Genomic DNA, 23513 nt, shown 5'->3' with positions numbered 1-23513 from the left:
GCTGCGCTCAGGCGTGGCGGCCTTTTGCTTTCGGGTTGTCAGTCGGCGATCTCAACCCAGACCGGCGTGTGGTCGCTGGACTTCTCGCGACCGCGATATTCCTTGTCTACGCCCGCTGCCGTCATCCGGTCGGCGAGTTCGGGCGAGAGCAACAGGTGGTCGATCCTGAAGCCATGGTCGCGCTGCCAGGCGCCTGCCTGGTAGTCCCAATAAGTCCACACGCCGCCGCGCGGATTGAGCGTATCGATCGCATCGGTCCAGCCATCGCCAAGCAGGCGGAAATAGGCGTCGCGCGATTCCGGTTGCATCAACGCATCGGACGCCATCGCCTTGGGCGACCATACGTCCTTGTCTTCCGGAATGACGTTGAAGTCGCCCAGCACGACCGTAGGCACTTCTTCTTCCCAAACGGCCTTCATCCGCGCGCGAAGCTTCTCCATCCAGGCCAGCTTGTAATCGAATTTCGGGCCCGGATGCGGGTTGCCGTTCGGCAGGTAGAGATTGCAAATGCGCACCCCGTACACCTCGGCCTCGAGATAGCGGGCCTGTTCCCCCTCGCCGTCCTTGGGCCCATCGATGCCCAACCCGCGCTGGATTTCGACCGGCTTTACACCATCGGCCAGGATCGCGACGCCGTTGAAGCTTTTCTGCCCATGCCAGATGGCATGATAGCCGATGCTTTCGAATTCTTCGGCCGGAAAGCCTTCGTCCATCGTCTTGATTTCCTGCAGGCAGGCGACCGACGGGCGAGTTTCTTCAAGCCACTCCTTGAGGCGTGGCAGGCGGGCCTTGATCCCGTTAATATTGAAAGTGGCGATACGCATGGGCGAACTGATGCCCGAAAGCGTCGCGCGGGTCTAACCTAAATCCCGAAGCTCGAACCGCAGCCGCACCCGGCCGCAGCTTGGGGATTTTCAACCTTGAATGCCGCGCCGCCGAGAGATTCCACGAAGTCCACCGTGCTTCCCGCGACCAGATCGAGGCTGACAGGATCGACCACAAGGCGCACTCCATCGGTTTCGCTCACGCTATCGTCGGCATCCGCACCGTCCGAGAGATCGAACTTGTACTGGAAGCCGGAGCATCCGCCGCCTTCCACGGAAAGGCGCAGGATGGCAGGTTTCGCCTGCTTTTCTGCAATGGCCGCGACTCGCGCAGCTGCCGAGGGAGTGAGGGTGAGCATATCGGCCATAGCGGCTATGTAGGGAGCCGGTTGGCCCTCCTCAAGCGTGTGTGATGTAATCCCGCAAAGCTTCGGCCTCGTGCTGGACCTCGTCGAAGCGGGACTTCACGAGATCTCCGATCGAGATGAAGCCGCACATCGCTTCGCTCTCGATGACCGGAAGGTGACGAATTCGACGCCGGGTCATCAGAGCGAGAGCGTCATCGATGAGCGTTGTTCGTTCCACGGTAATGGCGGGCGAAGTCATCACATCGCCGACCCTACTATCGAGGCAGCTCTGCCCTTCTTCGGCCAGCCGATGAATGACATCGCGCTCCGAGAAAATTCCCGCGACACGCCCTTGTTCAAGGACGGGAAGGGCACCGATCCGCTTATCGGCCAGTATCCGAACAGCGTCGCGCACGGTTTGACCCACTTCCACCGAGATGATGTCCGAACTTGCCCGACCCTCGATTAGTGTGCCGATATTCATGCGCGCCTCCATTTTCCGCCTGCCGGTACGATGCCATTTTTTATGCATCTTGGCGAGTCGGGCGCGTCGCGCTTGTTGAAGAGCCGTGCTGCAATCGCCATGAGGGGGATATGACCAGCAATTCGCCACTCGATGATCCTGAACAGGCAGCCTACGCTTGGGCGCGTTTCCGGCGCCTCATGCGGTTCCTGTTCTTGCTGACCGTTGGCATTGTCGCCATCGCCATGGCGCTGCTGTACAAGCAGGGCAGCGCCGCATCGGCGCATTACTACATCGCGATCGCGCTCGGCATCGGCTTCACGATGTTGCTGACAGGCGCCCTGATGGGCCTGATGTTCCTCTCCTCCGGCACCGGCCACGACGAATCCGTCGAAGATCCGACGCGCGACAGCTGGCAGGACAAGGACTAGGGCCGGGGCCTAATCGGGCGCTCGCAACCGGTATTCTTCGACCGGGACGCCGCCGATGAGGTGGCGCTGGATGATGGCCTCGAGGACTTCCTCGTTGCAGGAGTGGTACCAGACGTTCTCCGGCCACACGACGGCGATGGGACCTTTCGCGCAAATCTGGAGGCAATCCGCCTTGCTACGCTGGACTGTCGCTTCCCGGCCGACGAGGCCGAGTTCCTTCATCCTCTTCTTGAGATAGTTCCAGGCCGCCTTGCCGTCCTCGCGCGAGCAGCATTTCTGCTTCTCGCTGACGGCGCACAGGAAAATCTGCCGCTCGACACTGCCCCCTCCGATTTTGGCAAAGGCGCGCCGGGCTTTCTCCAGCGACTTATTCACTATCGCTTTCCGGCTTCAGCCAGCGGTCGAGCCAGGCGAATACGGTCTTATGCCACTGTAGCGAGTTCTTCGCGCCGAGAACCCAGTGGTTTTCGGTCGGGAAGACGAGCAGCTGGCTCGGGATCTGACGCTCCTGCAGGGCAGTGAAGCTCGCAAGGCCTTGCGTGTAAGGCACGCGGAAATCCTGTTCGCCGGCAATGACGAGCATGGGTGTCTGCCAGTTTTCGACGTAGTTCACCGGGTTCCAGCGCTCATAGGCTTCGCTGTTTTCAGCATAGGAACCACCGAATTCCCACTTGGGAAACCACAGCTCTTCCGTGGTGTAATAGAAGCTTCGCATATCGAAGAGGCCGTCGTGCTGGACGAGGCAGTCGAACCGGTCGGGCCATTGTCCGGCGATCCAGTTCATCATGTAGCCGCCGTAACTTGCACCCATTGCGCAAGCGCGGGTGCCATCGATCTGGCTGTCCTTCTCCAGCGCTGCGGCGAGGCCCAATTGCAGGTCTTCGAGGGGCTTTCCGCCCCAATCATTGCGGATGCTATCGGTGAAGGCCTGCCCGTAGCCCGTCGAGCCATGGAAATCGACGGAGATGACGGCATAACCCTGGCTGGCGACGACACGGGGGTTCCACCGGCTGGACCAGCCGTCGTTGAACGAGCCTTGGGGGCCTCCGTGCACATAAAGGATGGCGGGCATGGGCCCTTCGTGACCGTCGAGCTTGGTAATCTGGCCCCATACAGTATCGCCGCCGGCGCCAGTGAAACTGAAGCGTTCGACCACGACAGGAGCGAGCCGCTCCATCACGTCGGCCGCGACCTGCGTCATCGGTTTGGCCTGGCCCCAGTCACGCGACAGGTACATTTCGGACGGTGCGCCGATCGAATTGCGCGTGAAGACGAGATCACCGCCGTGCAGCGGCGTGATGTCGGAAATCCGCGCCTCGTTCCCGGCCATCAGATCGAGCCGTTCGACCGACCCGTCGCGCGGATCGATGCGGTATGCGGGCGTATCGAGCACGTCCTGCGCCCCGGCAACCAGCCAGCGCGAATCCGGCGTCCAGGCGAGGCTCTGGAAGCTGCGGTCGAAAGCTGAAGTAAGGGCGGTCGTCACGCCGGTCTTGAGATCGCGCAGCATGACCACCTGGCGGTCGGCCTCGTAGGTGGGGCGCGCCATGGCGACATAGGCCAGATACTGACCGTCGGGCGAGGGGGTGGGAAGCGCATCGAGCGCTTCGTTCGCGGCGGTCAGGTTGACCGGCGCATTGCCGGACAGGTCCGAAAACCAGATGTCGAGATTGGTGGAGTAAGGTTCGCCCGCGCCGGTTTCGCGCGCGGTGAAGAACACGCCCTTGCCATCGCTCGCCCAAGCGACGTCTTCTCCGCCGCCGAAGGGCATCGTCGGGGTGTCGCCGTTCGGGCCGCCCGCACCCAGCGGGCCGTCGACGGGCGTACCCGTGCCTGCGGCGACACCGTTTTCGATCGGGAAGGTAAAAACGCGGCTGAGCGTGCCGGGCGTTTCCCAGCTATCCCAATGCCGGTAAAATCCGCCGTCGCCTTCGTAGAGCCGACCGTCACCGGGCCCCGGGAGGTGCGCCTTCGCGCTGTCATCGCAATCGATGGCGGTGCAGGTGCGCGCAATGTCGGTCCAGATCGCGATATGCTCGCCGTTGGGTGAGACGCGGTATCCGTGAACTGCGCGGGGCAGGGCGGTGACCTGGGACTTACCGGTAACCGTTCCGTCCGCGGCGATCCGTGCGCGCCAGACCTGGCTCGTCGCATCGTCTCCCTCACCGTCGGCCATGAAATACAGCCAATTGTCGTCGGCGAAGGACGCCGATCCGCCATCGATGTCGAGTGCGATAGGGGCGCTCTCCGGCTCTGCAAGCGAGCGCAGGTAAAGCGTGCTGGTTCGTTTGTAGCTTTCCGGGTCGGTGGTCGTCACCGCGTAGACCGCGTGCGTCCCTTCGGGATTCACCGCCGGACTTCCGAGGCGCGGCATGGTCACGAGATCCTGCGCGCTCATCGGTGCAGCTGCGTCCTGCGCAGCGAGCGGCGTGGCGAGGAGCGCGAGTGCGCTAGCGAGCGGGAGTGCGGCCCGGATGTTCTTTGTCATGGCGCGCGGTGTAGCGCGCGCAAGTGGCCAAGGGTAGGGGGATTAGCTCTTCTTGCCGGCGATGCGGGCGATCTCTGCCTTCACGAGGTCTTCGACCATCCCGGGCAGGTTGTTGTCGAGCCATTCCGCCAGCATCGGGCGCAGCATATCGCGCACCAGGCCCTCGAGCGAAGTTTCGCCCTGACGCACGATCTGCGGCTGCTTGCCGGGCTGCGAAAGCATGGCGAGCGCGGCAAAGTTATCGCGCATGGCCTGACGGGTATCGCCGCGGGTCAGGCCGTCCGCGTCGTCATCATCCTCGTCAGATGCGTAAGCGTCCGCATTGCTGGAAGCCGCACCATCGACAGCGATCTCTTCGCCGAGATCGTTGCCCAGCTCGAGCACGTCTTCCGCTTCCTGCTCGTCGACGGGTTCGCTGGTGTCGGCTGGCGCTGCACGGCGGCTGCGACGCTCGGCGATCATCTCGCTGCGCTCTTCGCTATCGCGTGCGATGACTTTCTTGATCGAGTCGAGGATTTCCTCGACCGAAGGTTCGCCCTGCTGTCCCATGCCTGTCCCTGTTGCCTCCAACGAATCCCGAATCGGGACGCTTGGTATAGACCAGCCTAGTCGGCCGAGTCAGCAGTTTCGGGAATTTCTGCAGTCGCAGCAGGGACATCCACCGTCCTCGGAGACTGCGCAACCGGGTCGGGATCCCGCGCCCAGTCGAAGATATTGCCGCTCACGCGGTCGTAATTGACGACCGGATCGTAAAGGACACCTTCGTCCGCAAGGCCCAGATCGCGCGCTTCGGCACGGCCCATTGCGGCGAGAAGGCTGAAGCCTGCGACATAGGCATTGCGGCGCGCGGTCACGAGCTGGACGCGGCTTTGCAGCAATTCCTGTTCCGCATTGAGCACGTCGAGGATCGTCCGGTTCCCGATCGAGTTTTCCGCACGCACGCCTTCGAGGCTCAGTTCGGCGGCGGAAACGGCCGATTGCGAACTTTCGATGATGGCGAGGCTGGCCTGCCAGCTCGACCAAGAGGCCCTGACCTGCGCAATCACGTCGCGTTCTGCGGCGATGACGTTTTCGAGCGCAGCGGAAGCACGGGCTTGCGCCTGCCGCTGGAGGGCTGCTGTCCGGCCACCCTGGAAGATCGGGAGGCGGAGGGAAACACCCATCGATGCGCCGGCTGCCGTCTGGTCGCTGGGCACGATCGGGCTATCCGGATCGGTCGGGTCGAGGCGCCCGTCGGCCACACTGCCAAGGAAGTTCTGGTAGTCGTAACCGGCGAACACGGAAACCCGCGGGAGGCGACCGGAACCGGCCACCTCGATGTCGTAACCGGCGGCTGCCGCCCGTTCGCGTGCGGCGATCAGGTCGGGATTCGATTCCAGCGCGATATCGACCGCCGTGGATACATTCTCGGGGAAGCCCGGAAGCGGGGGAGGGGGGGCCAGATCTTCCGGGGCATCGCCTACGAGCGCGACGTAGGTCTCGCGCGCGGCAATGAGGTTGGCTTGCGCGCTACGAAGATCGCCTTGGGCGACAGCAAGGCGCGCCTGCGATTGGGCAACGTCGGTGCGCGTCAGGTCACCGATCTCGAACCTGTCGCTCGTTGCATCGACATTGATCGAAAGCACGTTCACCTGGTTGGCCGAAAGGGCGACCAGTGCCTGGCCGCGCAGCACGTCCATGTAGGCGGCGACGACCTGGCTGAAGATTGCGCTTTCGGTGGCGCGCAGGTCGGCCCGGCCGGCATCGACACGTTCCTTGGCGGATCGAACGGCATTCTTGACCGCTCCGCCGGAATAGATCGGGACGCCGAGATCGACCCCGGCTGTCAGCGAACGGCCGGGAGCGAAGAAACTGGTCGAATTCTGCTTGAGGACTTCGGTAAAGGTCGAGCTGGCATCGACCGACGGCAGTCCAGCTGCGCGTTCCAGCGGCACGCCAGCGTCGGTCGCCCTTAGCTGGGCCCGCGCAGCCTCGAGCGTCGGGTTATTCAGATAGGCGTCCGTCAGTGCTTCCTGAAGCGTGTCTGCCTGTGCGACACCCTGCGGTACGGCTAGCGCTGCGACGGCTGCCGAAAGCGCCAGAACTGTACGGACCCCTCCCGAATTCATTCAGAAACTCCAGCTTTCCGGTTTGTCGAATGCGCCGAGGCGGGGAACGCCCATTTCGGCGAGCGGCAAGAGCGCCAGCGCCTTGCCCGATTTGCGTCCGGTGGCGAGACGGGTCACGCCGCGCTCGACCAAGCCGGTTACGATGCGCCCTTCTTCGGCCACCAGCTTGGCCACATTGGCGGGGACGTGTTCTACGGCACCGTCGATCAGGACGAGCGTGTAATCGCCTTTTTTCTTCGTTGCCGCAGCCTTGTCCGCGCCGAGCACCTCGACCGAGCCGACCAGCGGTTCGACCAGTGCTGGCAGATATCCGCTGCCGCCATCGATCACGAGAACCCTGTCCTCGCTCGAAGGGCGTGCTTCGGCCAGCATCGCACCGTGAAACAGCGGTGCAGGCAGGAAGCCGCCATCGGCAAGCCGGATGGCGCGGTCCATATAGGCCGTGCCCTTGGCGTTGTCGGGTACGAAGTCTTCGCGCGGCACGGTGCCCATGCGTTCGATGACGAAAGCCTCGTTGACACCGCTGGTGCGCAACTGGCTGTCGATCATCGCCTTGCGGGCGACGGAGAAATCGGGGCGAGTGGTCGTTGTAGTGTTCATGGCTATCCGCGAGCTGTATTACAGTAATAACACGCTTATGCAAGCTCCCGTTGCCTTAGGCGCAAGACCCGTTGCTTCCAAGCGCTTTGACCGATGGCCTCAATCGCGCCTATCGGGGAGCGCAAATCTGCAACATGGGAACGCGCGGCGATGAGCGACATGACAACCATCAAGGAACAGGACCTGATCGAGAGCGTCGCCGACGCTCTGCAATACATCTCCTATTATCACCCGATGGATTACATCCGCGCCCTGGGCGAGGCGTATGAGGCGGAGAAGGGGCCGGCGGCCAAGGACGCGATCGCGCAGATCCTGACGAACAGCCGCATGTGCGCGGAAGGTCATCGTCCGATTTGCCAGGACACGGGCATCGTCAATGTCTTCGTGAAATGGGGCATGAATTGCCGCCTCGATTCGAAGCGCTCCCTCCAGGAAGTCGTCGATGAGGGCGTGCGCCAGGCATACAACCACCCGGACAACAAGCTGCGCGCCTCGATCCTGACCGACCCCGCCTTCACCCGCCGCAACACGCGCGACAACACGCCCAGCGTACTCTCGGTCGAAATGGTCCCCGGCGATACTGTCGAAATAGACGTCGCAGCCAAGGGCGGCGGCAGCGAGAACAAGTCCAAGTTCAAGATGATGAACCCGTCCGACAATATCGTCGACTGGGTGGTAGAACAGCTTCCCTCGATGGGCGCCGGCTGGTGCCCTCCGGGCATGCTTGGCATCGGCATCGGCGGCACGGCCGAGCATTGCATGAAGCTGGCCAAGCTTTCGCTGATGGACCCGATCGACATGGGGCAGCTCAAGCAGCGCGGTGCGCAGACCGATCTCGAGCAGTTGCGGATCGATATCTTCGATGCGGTCAATGCGCAGGGCATCGGTGCGCAGGGGCTTGGTGGACTGTCCACCGTGCTCGACGTCAAGATCATGGATGCGCCCTGCCATGCGGCGGGAAAGCCCGTGGCGATGATTCCCAATTGCGCTGCAACGCGCCACGCACATTTCACGCTCGACGGATCGGGCCCCGCCTATCTCGACCCGCCGAATATCGACGAATATCCTCAGGTCACCTGGAAGCCGGATTCGGCCGCGCGGCGCGTGGACCTCAACTCGCTGACGCAGGAAGAGGTCGCCAGCTGGAAGCATGGCGATCGCCTGCTCTTGTCCGGCAAGATGCTGACGGGGCGCGATGCCGCGCACAAGCGCATCAAGGACATGCTGGAGGCCGGTGAAGAGCTTCCCGTCGAATTCAAGGGCAGGGCGATCTACTATGTTGGCCCGGTCGATCCGGTCATGGGCGAGGTCGTCGGTCCCGCGGGTCCGACCACTGCCACGCGCATGGACAAGTTCACCGAGATGATGCTCGATCTCGGCCTTCTCGCCATGATCGGCAAGGCCGAACGCGGCCATGACGCGGTCGAGGTCATCAGCAGGTTCAAGGTCGCCTACCTCATGGCTACGGGCGGAGCGGCCTATCTCGTCAGCCGTGCGATCAAGGGCGCCGAGGTCGTCGCTTTCGAGGATCTCGGCATGGAGGCGATCTACGAATTCGAAGTTCAGGACATGCCTGTCACCGTTGCCGTGGATAGCGAAGGCAAGAACGTCCACACGCTCGCACCAGCCGAATGGCGTAGGCGTATTGCGGAAAACGATCTCGAACCCGCCGAATAGCATTCGTCATCGACCAACGGCATGAGCCGTTCGACCGCCGGACTTCCCTTGTGACCGGTGGAAGGGCACATAGGGCCTGTTTTGAACGCTGAACGCCAGATGAATTCGGAAGTCGCAAATGTCCCGGTCAGGACGGTCCTCGTCTCGATCGCGGGGCTGTGGCTGGCCTATTTCCTGCTGATCACAGCCCGCGGTGCGGTTGTCGGTCTGGAGATGCAGGACGCGCTGCTTTGGCGGCGTTTCCTGGTCTGTGTCGCAGGAGCGGGAGTTACGGTCCTGCTGTGGCTCTGCATCCGGCTCTTCATGCGCCACACGCTGGCGGTCAAGATGTGGGTTGCCATCGTCATGGCCGCGCCTGCCTCGCTGTTGATTGCGCAGATCAACACCATGGTTTTCTCGCCCATAGAAGACCAGGTCCGGCAGGAAATCGGCGCCAAGAGGGGCCTCAATATCCGCCGCGACGAATCGGGTAATCTCCTGCTCGACGTACCCGCGCCCATTCCCGATAACGGAGGGGCCGGCGACGGATCACCCGACGCCGATAGCCAGACCGTCACAGCATCCATCGTAATCGAACCGGCACCGACTGCTGCCGACACCTGGCGCCGACTGACCGACCTCGCGCTCAGCCGCTATTTCCTGCTGCTCGCGTGGGCCGCGCTCTATCTGGCAATGTTCGCCGGGGTTCAGGCCAGGGCCGCAGAGCGCAGGGGCGAGCGGTTCAGGAGTGCCGCGAAGGCGGCCGAGCTGCGCAGCTTGCGTTACCAGGTCAATCCGCACTTCCTGTTCAACACGCTCAATTCCCTTTCTGCCTTGGTGATGACCGGCAAGGAAGATCGCGCCGAACAGATGATCCAGTCGATCTCGCGCTTCTATCGCCACTCGCTCGCCGACGATTCCACCGGCGATGTAACGCTTGAAGACGAAATCGATCTGCAGGAACACTACCTCGAGATCGAGTCCGTTCGTTTCCCCGAGCGCCTTAAAGTCGATGTCGACCTTCCCCGAGACCTCGCCCAGCTGAAAGTACCCGGCATGATCTTGCAGCCGCTGGTCGAAAACTCGGTCAAGTACGGTGTTTCGGCCAGCAACAAGCCGGTGACCATCAGGATCGTCGCGCGCGAGGAATATGGCCGGCTGGTGCTCCGTGTGAGTGACGACGGTCCGGGAATGCCAAGCGGGCACAAGGGCGGCTTCGGGATCGGCCTCGCCAATGTACGCGATCGTCTGGAGGCGCGGTTCGGGAACGAGGCGTCGATCACATCCGGCGCGTCGCTCGACGGCTATGAAACAGAACTCCGACTACCGATGGTGAAGCATGGCTGACGAGAACGGCGAAAAACTCAAGACCTTGATCGTCGATGACGAGCCGCTCGCGGTTGAGCGCATGCAGGTGATCTGCGCGAAAATGGAAGACCTTTCGGTCGTGGGCACTGCCAGCGACGGTGCGCAGGCTCTGCGCTTGATCGAGGCCTTGGGCCCGGACCTGATCCTGCTCGACATGACCATGCCCGAGGTGGATGGCCTTTCGGTCGCCCGGGAACTGGCCGGCCAGGATGAACGACCGGCGGTCGTATTCGTCACCGCGCACGATAACTATGCGGTCGAGGCCTTCGACCTGGACGCAGTCGATTATGTGCTCAAGCCGGTCAAACCGGAAAGGCTGGAGCGCGCAATCCAGCGCGCCCTGTCACGGCGCACCGACACCGAACGCAGCGAGAGCAAATGGCTTGAAGAATTGTGGATTCCGCATCGCAGCGAGCTCATTCGGATCGAAACCGATGAAGTAAGCCGCATCGATGCCGAACGCGATTACGTGCGCCTGCACGTGGGAGACAGGTCGTATCTCCTGCTGCAGACGATCGCGGGGCTGGAAAAGCGGCTGGACCCGGCGAAGTTCATTCGCATCCATCGTTCGACCATCCTCAAGAAGGAACACATCAAGGGCCTGCGCCACGATGGGCTTGGCGTGTGGTCGGTGGAAATGGATGACGGTGAGGCACTGCGCATCGGGCGGACTTACCTGCCCAAGGTCAAGGCGATGGCGGGCCGTTAATAGTCTGGCGAGTTACCTGGGAAAAGGGAGGACCCCGACCGGGGGACTGCATTCCGATCGGGGTCCAGAGGATTAGACGGACTGGGGGTATCAGCCGCCTCTTGCGTGCCGTTCTACGACGGCAGCAAACTGGGCATCGATGGTTTTCTTGGCGTCAACGTAACACCGCTGGGCGTCACGACTGCGAATGCGCGATCCGAGGCGTGTCTCATCGAGGTCGCATACCTGACGGGCGGCTGCTTCGATGCGATTCTCCAGCCGTTTGCGACCTTCCGGTGAACTTAGGTTCAGGTCGCGGTACTCGACCGAGATCGATTGTTCTTCTGCCCTTTGTGCCGATGCCGTGGCGGGTACGGCGAGGGCGAGGGCGCTGATCATGATAAGGGGGGTTTTCATGTCGTCTCTCCAGTTGGCGGCAGGCCCGGGTGTCTAGGGGGACTGTTGGGTCAGGGCCTGCCGCTGACCACCGTATTACTCATCTACAACTGTAGTCGCACGTCTATATCGACCGGCGGCGACGGCGTTTGGACGATTTGCGTTCCATCTCCGACGAAGCGCGATTCGCAATCTGCGAACGACAGGCCTATCTTTTCGCCACTATGCTTCTGGTTGTTCTTTTCGTTCTCGGGGTCGCGAATTTCGCCGTCCATCGGGCAGTCCTGGATAGCGGACACCCCATGCTTGATGCCTTGCCAGGCTTTTATCGCAGTGCGGGCGGGCGCATGTCGCTCGCTTTCGAGTTCCTGGTGCTGCTCGCGGCAATGTTGCTTGCAGGTAATGGGTGGCCGGGAGCAGTGACCGCCTATGGCATCTACAGCCTTCTCAACCTGGGCACGGCATGGCTCGTACTGTCAGGCCGCATCTAGTGGGGGGAACTGCTTTGGCACTGGCGCGCTAAACCCTTATGCCGACTGAGGAAACCATCTGGCTTTTGTGCAATGCCGAAAGCGGGAGCAATAGCGATGCGGCGCTTGAGGCGCTCGATAGCTACTGCTGCGACCATGGTTTCAACATCTCGCGGCGAATCCGCTTCCCGGACGAGGAGCTACCGAACGCAAAAGACCTCGAGGATGCCGGGATCGGACGCCTGGCCATCTTCACGGGGGACGGCACGTTGAACGCGGCCATAACCAATCTCTATGGCTGGTCTGGTGAAATCCTCGTCCTGCCGGGCGGCACGATGAACCTCTTGTGCAAGCGGCTACATGGGGGCGATGCCGATCTTCAGACGATCGTTGCGCGAGTTGCGAGGGGGGCTTCGCGCGGGGTGCGGCCCAATGTCGCACGCTGCGAAGCAGGGGATGCGCTTGCAGGACTGCTTGTGGGGCCGGCAACCTCATGGGGCGAGGTGCGCGAGGCCATGCGTGACATGGATGTTGCCGCCTTGTCGGAAGAGGCGGGCGATGCGGTCGCCCAGACAGCCGGAGGCGACAAGATCCACTGCCTCCAGCCCGTTTTGGGGCGAAAGGGCGGCTATCCGCTGATAGAGATCACGCCCTCCCATCGCGGCATGCAACTCGACGGTTATTATGCCGACACAACGACCGATTACCTCCGCCACGGCCTCTCCCTGATGCGCCGCAGGTTTCGCGAAGGCCCGCATGAGCGCCTGGGCCTCGTCGACGAGGTGGTGTTCGAAAGTCAGCAAAAACGCGATATCCCTGTCCTCGTCGACGGGGAGAAGGGCGAAGTAAGTGCCGGATCCGCATTCACGGTGGCTGTATGCGATGTCGATCTGCTAGCGACGCATCATGGCTACTGACGCACGGCGCATCTTCCACCTTTCGGACATCCATTTCGGGCTCGAGAATAATCGCGCGCTCGACTGGGTGAAGCAGGAAATCTCAGAGAAGCGTCCAGACGCCGTGGCGATTACCGGCGACTTGACCATGCGGGCGCGGCATCGTGAATTTGCGGCTGCGACAAGCTGGATCAACTCGCTGGACGCACCGGTGACTGTCGAAGTCGGCAATCACGACATGCCGTATTTCAACCCGATCGAACGCTTCTTTGATCCTTATCGCCGCTTCCGTGGAATGAGCGAGAAGGTGGAACGCGAGATCGACCTCGGTTGCCTGGCGATCATCCCTTTGAAAACAGCTGTCCGCGCGCAACCGCGACTGAACTGGTCGAAGGGATGGGTTACCGATGCTGCTCTCGAAAAATGCTTGCGCATGATCGACAACCTGCCGGCTGGCGAGAAAGCTCTGGTTACGGTGCACCACCCGCTTCGCGAAGTCGGCACCCAGGGCACGGCGCTGACGAAGAACGGCGACAAGGCACTGCGCGAGCTGGCAAAACGCCCGGTCGCGGCCGTCTTATCGGGTCACGTGCATGACGCCTTCGACATTCTCGAAGACACCGTAGAGGGTCCGGTCCGGATGATCGGTGCCGGTACGCTGTCGAAGAGGACGCGGTCCACACCGCCAAGCTTCAACGAGATTGCGTGGGACGGTGAGCGGCTTTCTGTCAGAGTGCGCAATCTGGAGGACGTGCAGACCGGCGACATGCAGATCGACGACGTCCCGGAAAATGCGCTGCCGCCCAGAACGCCCGGCGAGCCGGTGGCCCCTGTGAGGCAGATCCCTCGCGTAGACCCGCCGGTTCACTGATCGTCGCCTAAGCAGATTTTAACCAGTTTCTGCGATGTCGGTTTTCTACAAAGGGAAACTGGCGATGGAATTTGTCAAAGCTATGCCCCTTGGGGGCATCCTGACCTTCGTGGTCGCACTGATCATCGGATCGCAGGGGTCGCGCGGCGGCTTCCTGTCGATCTTTCGCGCCGACATGATGCAGTACGAATTTTGGTGGAGCTGGCCTCTGTTTTTCGCAGGTACCGGCCTTGCCTGGATGATCATGCTCATCCAGCGCTGACCGCTCGGCGATCGGTCCCGCAGCAATTCTCATAAGTTCAAACGAAAAGGGCGACCCCATCCGGAGCCGCCCTTCCTCGGTGTTCGTAAAGAACCTTGGGAAGCGAATTAACGCTTCGAGAACTGGAAGCTACGACGTGCCTTGGCGCGGCCGTACTTCTTACGCTCGACCACGCGGCTGTCGCGGGTGAGGAAGCCGGCGGCCTTGACCGTCGAACGCAGGGCCGGCTCGTACTTGGCGAGAGCCTGCGAGATACCGTGCTTCACGGCGCCTGCCTGGCCCGAAAGACCGCCGCCCTTGACGGTGGCGACCACGTCGTACTGACCCTGGCGCTCGGTGATGGCGAACGGCTGGTCGATCACGAGGCGGAGCGTCGGACGTGCGAAGTACACTTCCTGGTCGCGGCCGTTGACGGTGACCTTGCCGCTGCCCGGAACGAGCCAGACGCGCGCAGTGGCGTCCTTACGGCGGCCAGTAGCATAGGCACGGCCCTGGGCGTCGAGTTCCTGCTCGCGCAGGGGAACGTCGGCCTTGGCAGCGATCTCTGCCGAATCACCCTCGGGTGCGTCGCCGGCGATGTCCTTCAGATCTGCGAGATCCGAGACGGTTTCGTTCTTGGTTTCGTCAGCCATTATGCAACAGCCTTGTTCTTGCGGTTCATCGAAGCGACGTCGAGCGTCTTGGGCTTCTGGCCCTCATGCGGATGCTCGGTGCCGTTGTAGAGGTGGAGCGCCTTCATCTGCGCACGGCCAAGCGGGCCACGCGGGATCATGCGCTGCACGGCCTTTTCCAGGACGCGCTCGGGGAAGCGGCCTTCCAGCACCTTGGCCGGGGTCGTTTCCTTGATGCCGCCGGGGTGGCCGGTGTGCTTGTAATAGATCTTGTCGGTCATCTTCTTGCCGGTGAACTTCACCTTGTCGGCATTGATGACAATGACGTGATCGCCGCAATCGACGTGCGGAGTGTAGCTCGGCTTGTGCTTGCCGCGCAGGATGTTGGCGATGATCGCCGCAAGACGGCCGACGACGAGGTTTTCCCCGTCGATGATGTGCCAGTCCTTTTCGACCTCTGCCGGCTTGGCCGACTGGGTCACCTTGGTGAGAGCCTTCATGGCTTGATGTCCGTTTTCTCGAGTTCAACGTGCCGTAAGCCGACACGAAATCACATCGCAAGCCTTGAATCAGACCTGCTGAGCGCGCGCCAAATGGCGTTTGAACCTCGATTCGTCAAGCTTTTCCGCGCGTCTCAGAGGAGGTAAAATAATACGCCGTCAGCCTATCAGAGGATTTCCCAGGTCTCGCTGGAAAGGCGCACGCTGTCGCCGACCCTTGTGGTCACGGTGCGCTCGAAGCTGCGCAGAAGGCCGCTTTCGGCGTGGATTTGCGCCGCGATCGCCACTTCGAAAGAGCCTGCCAATCCGTCGGCGAGTTCGACCGGCCGTGCTTCGACATGCCCTCCGGGCGTGGGAAAGAGGAGATCGCGCGGGATCTGGCTGACGAGTTCGGCAGCCATGCTACCGACGCTCGTGACGAATTCCTTCGAAGTTTGCTTTTCGTCCGCCTTGGCGACCGTTTCCTCCACCATATCGAGCGCCCGCCTGACAGCTTGGTCCACGCCCGACCCTGTCGCTCGAGACCAGTCCACGATCAGGCCGGTCCGATCCAGTTCAAGCGGGAGAAACCCGCTGGCGTCGCGCGCCTCTTCGATCGCGGCCATCGCCTTTAGTGGTGGTGGCGCTGCAACCTCGACAGCGACCTGGTGACCTTGCATCCGCGCACCGGCACCCAATTTTTCGAACCGACAGGACCATTCGCGGACCACGTCGATCGAGGCCCCGTCTTTCAGGCTGCGGACGAGCTTGCGCCTCAACCGGATGGGGCCCTGCGGGAATGACACCGCTGCCCGCGATGCTGCAACTGCTCGCGTTCCGGCCAGTGGCAGGAGCGCCAGCGCACCTATGGCGTGAAGAACACTTCGCCGTTTGCTGTCAGTCATCGACCCCGCTCCCCAAATGCCCCAGCCAATCGGTCGTGGCCGTTCCGGCGATGCAGGGCCATCCGAGTATTGCCGGAGTGTCGTAAGGGTGCAAGTCTTCCAGCCGGGAAATCGCCCGCTCAAGCAAGGACTTGTCCGTCTTTATAAGGACCGGGATCTCTTCGCCTTCCCCGATCTCGGAATTCCAGACGAAAAGCGAATAGATTGATGCCCCGACATTGATGCAGCCTATCAGCCCTTCCTCGATCAGGACGCGACCAGTTTCCTTCGCGCTATCCTCGTCGGGGAACGGACAATAGATCAGGGCGGTCACACCCTGCGTCCAAGGAGATGTGCGGCCCAAACGAAGGCTGCCACCAGCAGCGCGCCGACCACTTGGTGCGAAACCGCTATCCAGAGCGAAACGCCGGTCATCACGGTGGCTATACCCAGGACGATTTGCGTCCCGAATGCCGAATGGATCGCAACCGAAGCCTTGCGCTCGATTGTGCGCACCCTCCGGGCCATCACGATCAGTGCGGCGACGGCCACCCACGCCCACCAGCGGTGCATCCAGTGGATGAGGTAGGGATCGTGCGTCATCGCGTAGAGCAGGCCGCGCGAGCTATCATATTCGGGGATGAAGCGCCCCTGCATCAGCGGCCAGCTGTCACTGGCGAGCCCGGCATTGAGGCCCGCCACCCAGGCAGCCAATAGCAATTGGATGAACAGCACGGCGCCGACCCAGCTCGCCGTAACAGTCCAGTGCGCCATGCGCTTGTTGCCGCGTGCGAATTGCCTGAGATCGAGCGCGACCCAGACCAGCGCGCCAAGCGTCAGCATGGCGGTGAGGAAATGGAGCGACAGCATGAAGTGGCTGACGTCGGTCATGGTCTCGTTGAGGCCGCTCTTCACCATGAACCAGCCGAAGACACCTTGGAGGCCGCCGAGTGCCAGCAGCGCGACCAGGCGAAGCTTGTAGCCTTGCGGGATTGCCTTGCGGACCCAGAACCAGGCGAGTGGCAAGGCGAAAGCAAGGCCGATCAGCCGGCCCCAGAGCCTATGGAACCACTCCCAGAAATAGATGAACTTGAAGGCAGCCAGATCCATTCCGGCAGGTCCGGTCACATTCTTGTATTCCCCGGTCGCCTTGTAGAGGTCGAACTCCGCCTGCCATGCCGCTTCGCTCAAAGGCGGGATCGCGCCCGTTATCGGTTTCCATTCGGTAATCGACAGGCCGCTTTCGGTGAGACGCGTGATGCCGCCCACGGCGACCATCACGATAACCATGGCGGCGACGAAGAAGAGCCAGTTTGCAAGGGCAATCGGGCGAAGCTGCGCAGGATGGGAAATCATGACGCGCCTGTTTGCCGCCGCAGGACGCGAGCGCAAGTGAGAATCGCTCAACGGCAGGTTCGCCGCCTGCAAGTCCGGAAAAAGAAAGGTTTTAACGCGAGACCCTTGTATCACGTGATACTATCACATATCTCGCATGACATGTTGCAACGCGCCATTTCTCCGATTCGTCGGCGTCTCGACCGTGTCGGTATCGGCCTTTCGGGCCTGTGCGCGCTTCATTGCCTGCTTTCGATCGTGCTCGTTTCCGGCCTGGGCATCGGCGGGGAATTCTTTCTTGCACCCGAACTGCATCGCTGGGGGCTCGTTGTCGCCACGCTGATCGCGGCAGTTGCGATCGGCTGGGGCGCACTGCGCCACCGGATGGCCGCGCCTTTCGTTATCGCCATGACCGGCCTGACCTTCATGGGCGGTGCGCTGGCCGTGCCGCACGGCATGAAGGAAGCGGTCCTGACGATTATCGGGGTCGCCCTCGTTTCGCTTGGGCACATATTGAATATGCGCCATTGCCACTCCGCCGCTTGCAAGGAGCGCTGCGGAGACTAAGTCGGGCGCATGATTGCGCTGACTGTAAATGGCGAAACCCGCCGCACCGCTGCCTCGACCATCGCCGAACTCGTGCGTGAGCTCGAACTCGATCCGGCCAAGGTCGCTGTCGAGCACAATGGCGTGATTGCTCCGCGCAGCGAACTCGATTCGCACGCGATCGCGGATGGAGATACGCTCGAGATCGTCCATTTCGTAGGCGGCGGCCAGGGCGACGACAGCTGGAGCGTTGCCGGCAGGACTTTCAAGAGCCGCCTCATCGTGGGCACTGGCAAATACAAGGATTTCGAACAGAACGCTGCCGCGCTCGAAGCGAGCGGGGCGGAAATCGTCACTGTGGCGGTACGCCGGGTCAACGTCAGCGACCCCAAGGCGCCGATGTTGACCGATTATATCGACCCCAAGAAGGTCACCTACCTGCCGAACACCGCGGGCTGCTTCACGTCCGAAGACGCCATTCGCACCTTGCGGCTGGCGCGCGAGGCAGGCGGCTGGGACCTCGTCAAGCTGGAGGTGCTGGGCGAGGCGCGCACGCTCTATCCGAACATGCGCGAAACACTCACTGCGACGGAAACGCTCGCCAAGGAGGGCTTCCTGCCCATGGTCTATTGCGTGGATGATCCGATCGCAGCCAAGCAGCTCGAGGATGCGGGCGCGGTCGCGGTAATGCCTCTCGGCGCACCTATAGGCTCGGGCCTCGGCATCCAGAACCGCGTGACCATCCGGTTGATCAAGGAGGGGGCAAATGTCCCCGTGTTGGTCGATGCCGGCGTCGGCACAGCCAGCGATGCGGCGGTGGCCATGGAACTGGGGTGTGACGGCGTGCTGATGAACACTGCGATCGCGGAAGCGAAAGACCCGATCCGCATGGCCCGTGCGATGAAGCGGGCAGTCGAGGCCGGGCGCGATGCCTATCTCGCCGGACGCATGGCGACCCGCAAATATGCCGATCCGTCGAGCCCGCTTGCCGGCCTGATTTGATGCCGCTCGGGGCGCTTACCGGACGTTAACCATATTCGCGGACACTTTGCCTGAAACAGGGGGACCTGTAACAGGGGGGTGCCGATCATGGCCGTTGCAAATACAGCTTCGATGACCATCGCGGAGATGCGCGAGTTCGCCAGCTTTACTGCGGCGGAACAGCGATACATCCGGCGTAGCCTCGATATCGGCCTCGGTCGCTGCGATGCGTTCCGGATCTGGGGGCGCAATGCGGGCGAGAACGCCGCCATTCGCAGCCAGTATGTGACCTATCAGGAGCTCAAGGCCCTGCGCGGTTCGATCCCCGTGGATTCGAGCCTCGACCGGATCGAGGGTTTCGTGGGCAAGCTGACCCGCGTTGCCGCCTTCGACCTGGCACAGGAGCGGATCGACAGCTTCTCGGCATTCCGGTTCCTCTACGAACGCCTGCTCGGCGCCGACGCACGGCCATGGCTGCCGAGCGCCTTCTGCGCCGCAGCCGCCCTGCCGCAGATTCGGCCCGACCGGCGCAAGATGCTGCTACAATCGCTGAGCGAAGCCGCCGCGACCGCCCCGGGCTGGTCCGACCGCGCGCCGAGTTTCTATCCCGAGTTTATCGAGGAAGCGGCTGCTTAAGCAGTCACCAAAAATCAAACATTTCTCGCCAAGAACGAGGAATGAAAGCAATTATCTCGTGCCGTGAGCCAGTAACTGCGCCGAATTTCGACCTCGCAGCAATGTATTGGCGTGGGGCTTGTCTTGATGTCTTCTCCAAGGCCGAAAAGACCGTCTCCGATTGCATCGAAGATCTGCGAGCCAAAAGTTACAAACTCGGTGAGGAAAGTGTGCATCCGGGAGCCGCAGCGCGCCTTCGTTCCCTTTTGGCGGTTCTGCACAATCACTCATTCGCTGGGCATCAGCGAGTGGCGCAGAAAATCTTGCATGAATGGCAAGAGCTGTCGCTTCACAGACCCTACCTTGCACACGGGATTTTTGAGATTGGAGAGGATGAGGTCGTAATTCTCCTTTCCGAATACGTCAAAGGCGGGCGAAGCGATCACCCGCCCCGCAGATATTCACGCGGCGATATGAGGGATCTTCTTTCTGACTTAGAGATGGGGGCTAACCGCATTTCCAGCCAACTCGCCCAAATCCGCGCTTTCGGCAGGGCGGAGGCAGCTTAACCCCGGTAGAGCCCGTCCAGCCGGTCGCCATAGCGGTCCTTGATCTTGTGGCGGCGGATTTTCATCGAGGGCGTCATTTCCTCGTTCTCGATGCTGAAGGCTTCGTCTGCAAAGGCGAATTGACGGACCTTCTCGATGACCGAGAGGTCCTTGTTCACGCGGTCGACCGCCTTGCGCACGGCACTGCGGAATTCCGGATCGTCCTGAAGCGCCTTGAGATCGAACTTCTTGCCGTTGGCCCGCGACCAGTCGACCGCCCATTCGGCGTCCGGCACCAGCAGGCCGACGATGTAAGGGCGCTTGTCCCCCGCGACCATGGCCTGGCCGATTTCAGGCTGCAGGGTGAGCATGCCTTCGATCTTCTGGGGCGCGACATTGTCGCCCTTGTCGTTGACGATCATGTCCTTCTTGCGATCGGTGATCACGATCCGGTCTTTCTCGTCCAAATGGCCGATATCGCCCGTGTGCAGCCATCCGTCCTTGATCGTGCGCTCGGTCTCTGATTCGTTCTGCCAATAGCCGTGCATGACAAGCTCGCCGCGGCACAGGATTTCGCCATCCTCGGCGATCTTCACATCGACCCCGCGCATGGCCGGACCGACGGAATGCATTGCGATGCCCGCCTTGGGGCGATTACACGCGATCACAGGGCCCGCTTCCGTTTGGCCATAGCCTTGCAGCATGGTCAGACCCATCGAATCGAAGAAGATGCCGACTTCGGGGTTGAGCGGTGCGCCGCCCGATACCATCGCCTTCATCCGGCCGCCGAAGCGCTGGCGGATCTTCGGCTTCAAGAGCCGCCCGACCATCGCATCCTTCAACCCGTCGCCGAACTGGCGCTTGCCTTCTGCCCGACGCGCACCGACTTCGAGTGCGGTGTTCATCAGCTTTTCGGCAAGGCCGCCCTGCTTCTGGACCTGCTTCATGATCCGCGTGCGCAGCACTTCGAACAGGCGCGGCACGACGACCATGATGGTGGGGCGAGTTTCCTCGATATTGCTCGCGAGCTTTTCCAGCCCTTCGGAATAAAAGATCTGCGCCCCAACGCTGATCGGCAGGAATTGGCCGCCGGTATGCTCATAGGCGTGCGACAGCGGGAGGAAGGAAAGGAAGCGTTCTTCGTCGCCAAGCCCGAAATCCTCAATCAGGATTTCCGCCGCACCTGCAGAATTGCACAGGATCGCGCCGTGATGCTGTTTAACTCCGCGCGGGGCACCGCCGGTGCCGCTGGTATAGATGATACAAGCTGTGTCGCCCCGGCCGATCTCGGCAATGCGCTTTTCGACTGCGGCACGAGCGGCCACGGCGTCGACTTCGATCATGGTCGACCAGTCATGATAGGTGAAGCTGCCCGACTGCTGGCGATGCAGGTCCTCGATACCGATGACGTGTTCGGCAATGCCGGTCGATTGCAGCGCGCCGTGCAGCGGCTTGAGCAGTTTTTCGGTCGAGACGATGACGGCGCGCGAGCCCGAATTGTCGAGAATATGAGCGTGATCGCGCTCGGTGTTGGTAACGTAGGCGGGAACCGTGATGCACCCTGCCGCCATGATCGCGAGATCGGCGATGCACCACTCCGGGCGGTTCTCGGAAACGAGGCACACGCGGTCGCCGTCCTTGAGGCCGAGCCCGCGCAGGGCTTCTGCGAGCAGGCAGACGCGGTTAGCCGCTTCGCCCCAACTCATCGTTTGCCAGCTGCCATCCGCTTTCCAGCCGAGAAACGGCTTGTCCGGCCTGGCATCGGCGCGCTTCAGGAAAAGTTCGACCAGATTGTTCGCGGAATCGATATCCGACAGCACAGGCAGGCTCCTCGAAAAACGTATATTCTGTTCTGTTATCTTATGAGTTTACTCACGGGCAGGGGCTTAGGCCCACGCTGCCTTTACGGCAAGAGAGGCGGATCTAACGCCTCAAGGCATGTCGACATAGCCTTCCAGCCGCGGGTCGCGTGCACTCTGCCATGTCTCGCCGCGCATCAGCAGTGCGCCCGCCTTGATCGGCGCCTGGCGTACAACCAGCTCTTCGTGACCGAGCGCGCGGAAGGCCTCCGCCTGTTCCTCAAGCCATGTGCCTTCCTCCAGGAGAACACGCTCGCCAAAGGCCATCGTGAATGGCAGACGCAGCGCTTCTTCGGCCGACAAACCGAAGTCGATCGCTCCAATGATGGCGCGTGCTGTTGTCACCGGGATCGTGCTGCCGCCCGCAGCTCCGACGGCCATGAACGGACGCCCTTGGGAATCGTAGATCACGGTCGGTGACATGGACGAGCGCGGCCTTTTTCCGCCCTCGACCCGGTTGGCCACCTCGCGTCCGTCCACGAGAGGCGAGCGGCTGAAATCGGTCAGCTCGTTGTTGAGATAGAAACCACCGACCATCAGGCCAGAGCCGAACGCACCTTCGATCGTCGAGGTATAGCTCACCATCGTATTGTCGCTGTCGACGACGGCGAAGTGCGAAGTGCCGTGTTCTTCCGGCTCGTCGCCATCGGCCATTGCAGTGGTGGCACCGGGCGGCGTGCCGGGCAATGCCTCTGCCATCGAACCCTGCGGCGAAATCAGCGCGCTCCTTCCGGCAAGATAGGTGCGGTCGAGCAGCCCTTCGACCGGAACGCTCACGAAGTCGGTGTCGGCGAGGTAGATTTCGCGGTCGGCATAGGCGAGCCGCTGCGATTCGAGGAACAGGTGCCAGCTGACCGGATTGTCCGCGCCCAATGCAGCGAGGTCGAACCGTTCAAGCTGAAGCAGCATCTGCTGGACTGCGACGCCGCCCGATGTCGGCGGGCCCATCGAGCAGATCCGATAAGCGCGATAGCTGCTGCAGACCGCCTCGCGTTCTTTCGCTTCGTAGCCGGCGATATCCTCATAGGTCATTGCGCCCGCTTTCGGCGTGTCTGCCGCCACGGCCGTAGCGATCGCAAGTGCGCGGGTGCCGGAATAGAATGCTTCGCGGCCGCCACTGGCAAGCGATTCGAACGTGAGCGCCAGCGCCTCGTTCTGCACCAGCGTGCCGACCGGCAGTGGCTCTCCGGAGGTGTCGTAATAGAGAGCCCGCGCTTCGGCGCTGTGTGCGGCGCGATCCTTGGACCGGCCAAGCGCATCGTGCATCCGCGGATTAATCTGGAAGCCTTCGCGTGCCAGCTCGATGGCCGGGCCGAACAGCTCCGACCACGCCAGTTTGCCATGCGCGGCGTGGGCCTTGGCGGCCAGCGCGATGTTGCCCGGAACGCCGACGCTCAGGCCACTGCGGACCGATTGCATGAATGGCGGTGTATTTCCTTCCTCGTCAAGGAACCACTCGGGCGTTGCACCGGCGGGCGCCGTCTCGCGCCCGTCAAATGTCGTGACCTCACCATCGACTTCGCCCCGCACCAGGAAGCCGCCGCCCCCTATGCCGGAGCTCTGCGGTTCGACAACAGTGAGGGCCAGCATCACTGCGATCGCTGCATCGGTGGCGCTGCCACCCTTGGCGAGGATCGTCTCGCCCGCTTCCTGCGCGCGCGGATCAGCGGCGCTTACCGCTCCTGCGGGCAGGGCGGCGACCGTCTCCTGCGACGCGGGTGCGGTATAGGTCGCGCACCCGGCGAGGGCGAGCGATGCGAGCGAGGTGACGAAGATGTTTCTCATGG

Annotated in this window: 28 protein-coding genes; 12 read left to right on the top strand and 16 right to left on the bottom strand. The window is 62.2% G+C overall.

Going from position 1 to position 23513, the window contains the following annotated elements:
* Positions 1-38: 38 nt before the first annotated feature.
* The 3 genes from xth to GRI34_RS10795 are packed head-to-tail and all read right to left on the bottom strand — an operon-like array spanning position 39 to position 1655.
* Positions 39-824: an exodeoxyribonuclease III gene (gene xth / locus GRI34_RS10805; RefSeq protein ID WP_160595928.1), complete on the bottom strand. Its 786-nt coding sequence runs from the start codon at positions 822-824 to the stop codon at positions 39-41.
* Between the two features lie 38 nt (positions 825-862).
* Positions 863-1192, bottom strand: a complete 330-nt coding sequence (locus GRI34_RS10800; protein ID WP_160595927.1) for a HesB/IscA family protein — start codon at positions 1190-1192, stop codon at positions 863-865.
* Between the two features lie 31 nt (positions 1193-1223).
* The gene (locus GRI34_RS10795; protein ID WP_160595926.1) at positions 1224-1655 is read right to left on the bottom strand and encodes a CBS domain-containing protein; all 432 of its coding nucleotides are present in this window, start codon (positions 1653-1655) and stop codon (positions 1224-1226) included.
* Between the two features lie 110 nt (positions 1656-1765).
* On the opposite strand from GRI34_RS10795, the gene GRI34_RS10790 reads away from it, so the two are divergent.
* The gene (locus GRI34_RS10790; protein WP_160595925.1) at positions 1766-2065 is read left to right on the top strand and encodes a hypothetical protein; all 300 of its coding nucleotides are present in this window, start codon (positions 1766-1768) and stop codon (positions 2063-2065) included.
* A gap of 9 nt (positions 2066-2074) precedes the next feature.
* Here the strand turns inward: GRI34_RS10790 and GRI34_RS10785 are convergent, their stop codons facing one another.
* From GRI34_RS10785 to GRI34_RS10765, 5 genes are read right to left on the bottom strand one after another with little or no spacing between them, the layout of a single operon-like run.
* Entirely contained in the window at positions 2075-2440 is a 366-nt protein-coding gene (locus GRI34_RS10785) for a (2Fe-2S) ferredoxin domain-containing protein (protein WP_407692134.1), read from the bottom strand.
* On the bottom strand, positions 2433-4553 hold the full coding sequence (locus GRI34_RS10780; protein WP_160595924.1) for a dipeptidyl-peptidase 5: 2121 nt from the start codon (positions 4551-4553) through the stop codon (positions 2433-2435). Before GRI34_RS10780 ends, GRI34_RS10785 begins: the two co-directional genes overlap by 8 nt.
* A 42-nt stretch (positions 4554-4595) precedes the next feature.
* The gene (locus GRI34_RS10775; RefSeq protein WP_160595923.1) at positions 4596-5102 is read right to left on the bottom strand and encodes a DUF2497 domain-containing protein; all 507 of its coding nucleotides are present in this window, start codon (positions 5100-5102) and stop codon (positions 4596-4598) included.
* Positions 5103-5158: 56 nt separating this feature from the next.
* The gene (locus GRI34_RS10770; RefSeq protein ID WP_160595922.1) at positions 5159-6661 is read right to left on the bottom strand and encodes a TolC family outer membrane protein; all 1503 of its coding nucleotides are present in this window, start codon (positions 6659-6661) and stop codon (positions 5159-5161) included.
* Positions 6662-7261, bottom strand: coding sequence for a protein-L-isoaspartate O-methyltransferase family protein (locus GRI34_RS10765; RefSeq protein WP_160595921.1), 600 nt, complete (start codon positions 7259-7261; stop codon positions 6662-6664). It abuts the gene before it with no gap.
* 159 nt (positions 7262-7420) lie between these two features.
* Between GRI34_RS10765 and GRI34_RS10760 the strand changes: the two genes are divergently transcribed.
* The 3 genes from GRI34_RS10760 to GRI34_RS10750 all read left to right on the top strand — a co-directional run bounded on the left by GRI34_RS10760 (position 7421) and on the right by GRI34_RS10750 (position 10994).
* Positions 7421-8938 (top strand): fumarate hydratase, encoded by a 1518-nt coding sequence (locus tag GRI34_RS10760; protein ID WP_160596497.1) that lies wholly within the window; start codon positions 7421-7423, stop codon positions 8936-8938.
* Between the two features lie 99 nt (positions 8939-9037).
* The gene (locus GRI34_RS10755; protein ID WP_090477032.1) at positions 9038-10264 is read left to right on the top strand and encodes a sensor histidine kinase; all 1227 of its coding nucleotides are present in this window, start codon (positions 9038-9040) and stop codon (positions 10262-10264) included.
* Positions 10257-10994 carry a LytR/AlgR family response regulator transcription factor gene (locus tag GRI34_RS10750; RefSeq protein ID WP_160595920.1) on the top strand — a complete coding sequence of 246 codons (738 nt, stop codon included), beginning with the start codon at positions 10257-10259 and terminating at the stop codon, positions 10992-10994. Before GRI34_RS10755 ends, GRI34_RS10750 begins: the two co-directional genes overlap by 8 nt.
* A gap of 90 nt (positions 10995-11084) precedes the next feature.
* Here the strand turns inward: GRI34_RS10750 and GRI34_RS10745 are convergent, their stop codons facing one another.
* Positions 11085-11390, bottom strand: a complete 306-nt coding sequence (locus GRI34_RS10745) for a UrcA family protein (RefSeq protein ID WP_160595919.1) — start codon at positions 11388-11390, stop codon at positions 11085-11087.
* 203 nt (positions 11391-11593) lie between these two features.
* Between GRI34_RS10745 and GRI34_RS10740 the strand changes: the two genes are divergently transcribed.
* The 4 genes from GRI34_RS10740 (at position 11594) to GRI34_RS10725 (ending at position 13868) form a co-directional block, all read left to right on the top strand.
* Complete coding sequence (locus GRI34_RS10740; protein ID WP_160595918.1) at positions 11594-11860, top strand: hypothetical protein; 267 nt, start codon at positions 11594-11596, stop codon at positions 11858-11860.
* Positions 11861-11898: 38 nt separating this feature from the next.
* Positions 11899-12756 carry a diacylglycerol kinase family protein gene (locus GRI34_RS10735; RefSeq protein ID WP_160595917.1) on the top strand — a complete coding sequence of 286 codons (858 nt, stop codon included), beginning with the start codon at positions 11899-11901 and terminating at the stop codon, positions 12754-12756.
* Positions 12746-13606 (top strand): metallophosphoesterase family protein, encoded by an 861-nt coding sequence (locus GRI34_RS10730; protein WP_160595916.1) that lies wholly within the window; start codon positions 12746-12748, stop codon positions 13604-13606. Before GRI34_RS10735 ends, GRI34_RS10730 begins: the two co-directional genes overlap by 11 nt.
* Before the next feature lie 64 nt (positions 13607-13670).
* Positions 13671-13868 (top strand): hypothetical protein, encoded by a 198-nt coding sequence (locus tag GRI34_RS10725; protein WP_160595915.1) that lies wholly within the window; start codon positions 13671-13673, stop codon positions 13866-13868.
* A gap of 107 nt (positions 13869-13975) precedes the next feature.
* Here GRI34_RS10725 and rpsI read toward each other — a convergent pair whose 3' ends face one another.
* The 5 genes from rpsI to GRI34_RS10700 all read right to left on the bottom strand — a co-directional run bounded on the left by rpsI (position 13976) and on the right by GRI34_RS10700 (position 17198).
* A complete protein-coding gene (rpsI, locus tag GRI34_RS10720; protein ID WP_090477020.1) occupies positions 13976-14500 on the bottom strand; it encodes a 30S ribosomal protein S9 in 525 nt (174 codons plus the stop codon).
* Positions 14500-14979, bottom strand: coding sequence for a 50S ribosomal protein L13 (gene rplM / locus GRI34_RS10715; RefSeq protein WP_090477018.1), 480 nt, complete (start codon positions 14977-14979; stop codon positions 14500-14502). The genes rpsI and rplM overlap by 1 nt, the downstream gene beginning before the upstream one ends.
* A gap of 167 nt (positions 14980-15146) precedes the next feature.
* Entirely contained in the window at positions 15147-15863 is a 717-nt protein-coding gene (locus GRI34_RS10710; RefSeq protein WP_160595914.1) for a hypothetical protein, read from the bottom strand.
* A complete protein-coding gene (gene cutA / locus GRI34_RS10705; protein WP_160595913.1) occupies positions 15856-16176 on the bottom strand; it encodes a divalent-cation tolerance protein CutA in 321 nt (106 codons plus the stop codon). The genes GRI34_RS10710 and cutA overlap by 8 nt, the downstream gene beginning before the upstream one ends.
* The gene (locus GRI34_RS10700) at positions 16173-17198 is read right to left on the bottom strand and encodes a COX15/CtaA family protein (RefSeq protein ID WP_160595912.1); all 1026 of its coding nucleotides are present in this window, start codon (positions 17196-17198) and stop codon (positions 16173-16175) included. The genes cutA and GRI34_RS10700 overlap by 4 nt, the downstream gene beginning before the upstream one ends.
* A gap of 141 nt (positions 17199-17339) precedes the next feature.
* Between GRI34_RS10700 and GRI34_RS10695 the strand changes: the two genes are divergently transcribed.
* The 4 genes from GRI34_RS10695 (at position 17340) to GRI34_RS10680 (ending at position 19888) form a co-directional block, all read left to right on the top strand.
* On the top strand, positions 17340-17744 hold the full coding sequence (locus tag GRI34_RS10695) for a MerC domain-containing protein (RefSeq protein ID WP_090477010.1): 405 nt from the start codon (positions 17340-17342) through the stop codon (positions 17742-17744).
* A 9-nt stretch (positions 17745-17753) separates the two neighbouring features.
* Positions 17754-18725, top strand: a complete 972-nt coding sequence (gene thiS / locus GRI34_RS10690; RefSeq protein ID WP_090477008.1) for a sulfur carrier protein ThiS — start codon at positions 17754-17756, stop codon at positions 18723-18725.
* A gap of 87 nt (positions 18726-18812) precedes the next feature.
* Entirely contained in the window at positions 18813-19340 is a 528-nt protein-coding gene (locus GRI34_RS10685; protein ID WP_090478392.1) for a hypothetical protein, read from the top strand.
* A gap of 41 nt (positions 19341-19381) precedes the next feature.
* Complete coding sequence (locus tag GRI34_RS10680; protein WP_160595911.1) at positions 19382-19888, top strand: hypothetical protein; 507 nt, start codon at positions 19382-19384, stop codon at positions 19886-19888.
* On the opposite strand, the gene GRI34_RS10675 is transcribed toward GRI34_RS10680, so the two are convergent.
* Both GRI34_RS10675 and ggt read right to left on the bottom strand, forming a co-directional pair.
* Positions 19885-21687, bottom strand: coding sequence for an AMP-dependent synthetase/ligase (locus tag GRI34_RS10675; RefSeq protein WP_407692133.1), 1803 nt, complete (start codon positions 21685-21687; stop codon positions 19885-19887). The two genes, GRI34_RS10680 and GRI34_RS10675, sit on opposite strands and share 4 nt — an antisense overlap.
* 111 nt (positions 21688-21798) lie before the next feature.
* Positions 21799-23511: a gamma-glutamyltransferase gene (ggt, locus tag GRI34_RS10670; protein WP_160595910.1), complete on the bottom strand. Its 1713-nt coding sequence runs from the start codon at positions 23509-23511 to the stop codon at positions 21799-21801.
* Between the last annotated feature and the right edge of the window lie 2 nt (positions 23512-23513).

It is taken from the genome of Qipengyuania aquimaris (assembly GCF_009827445.1).
Taxonomy (GTDB): domain Bacteria; phylum Pseudomonadota; class Alphaproteobacteria; order Sphingomonadales; family Sphingomonadaceae; genus Qipengyuania; species Qipengyuania aquimaris.
Note: the sequence above shows the minus strand (reverse complement) of the source record. Positions and strands in the feature narration are given on the sequence as shown.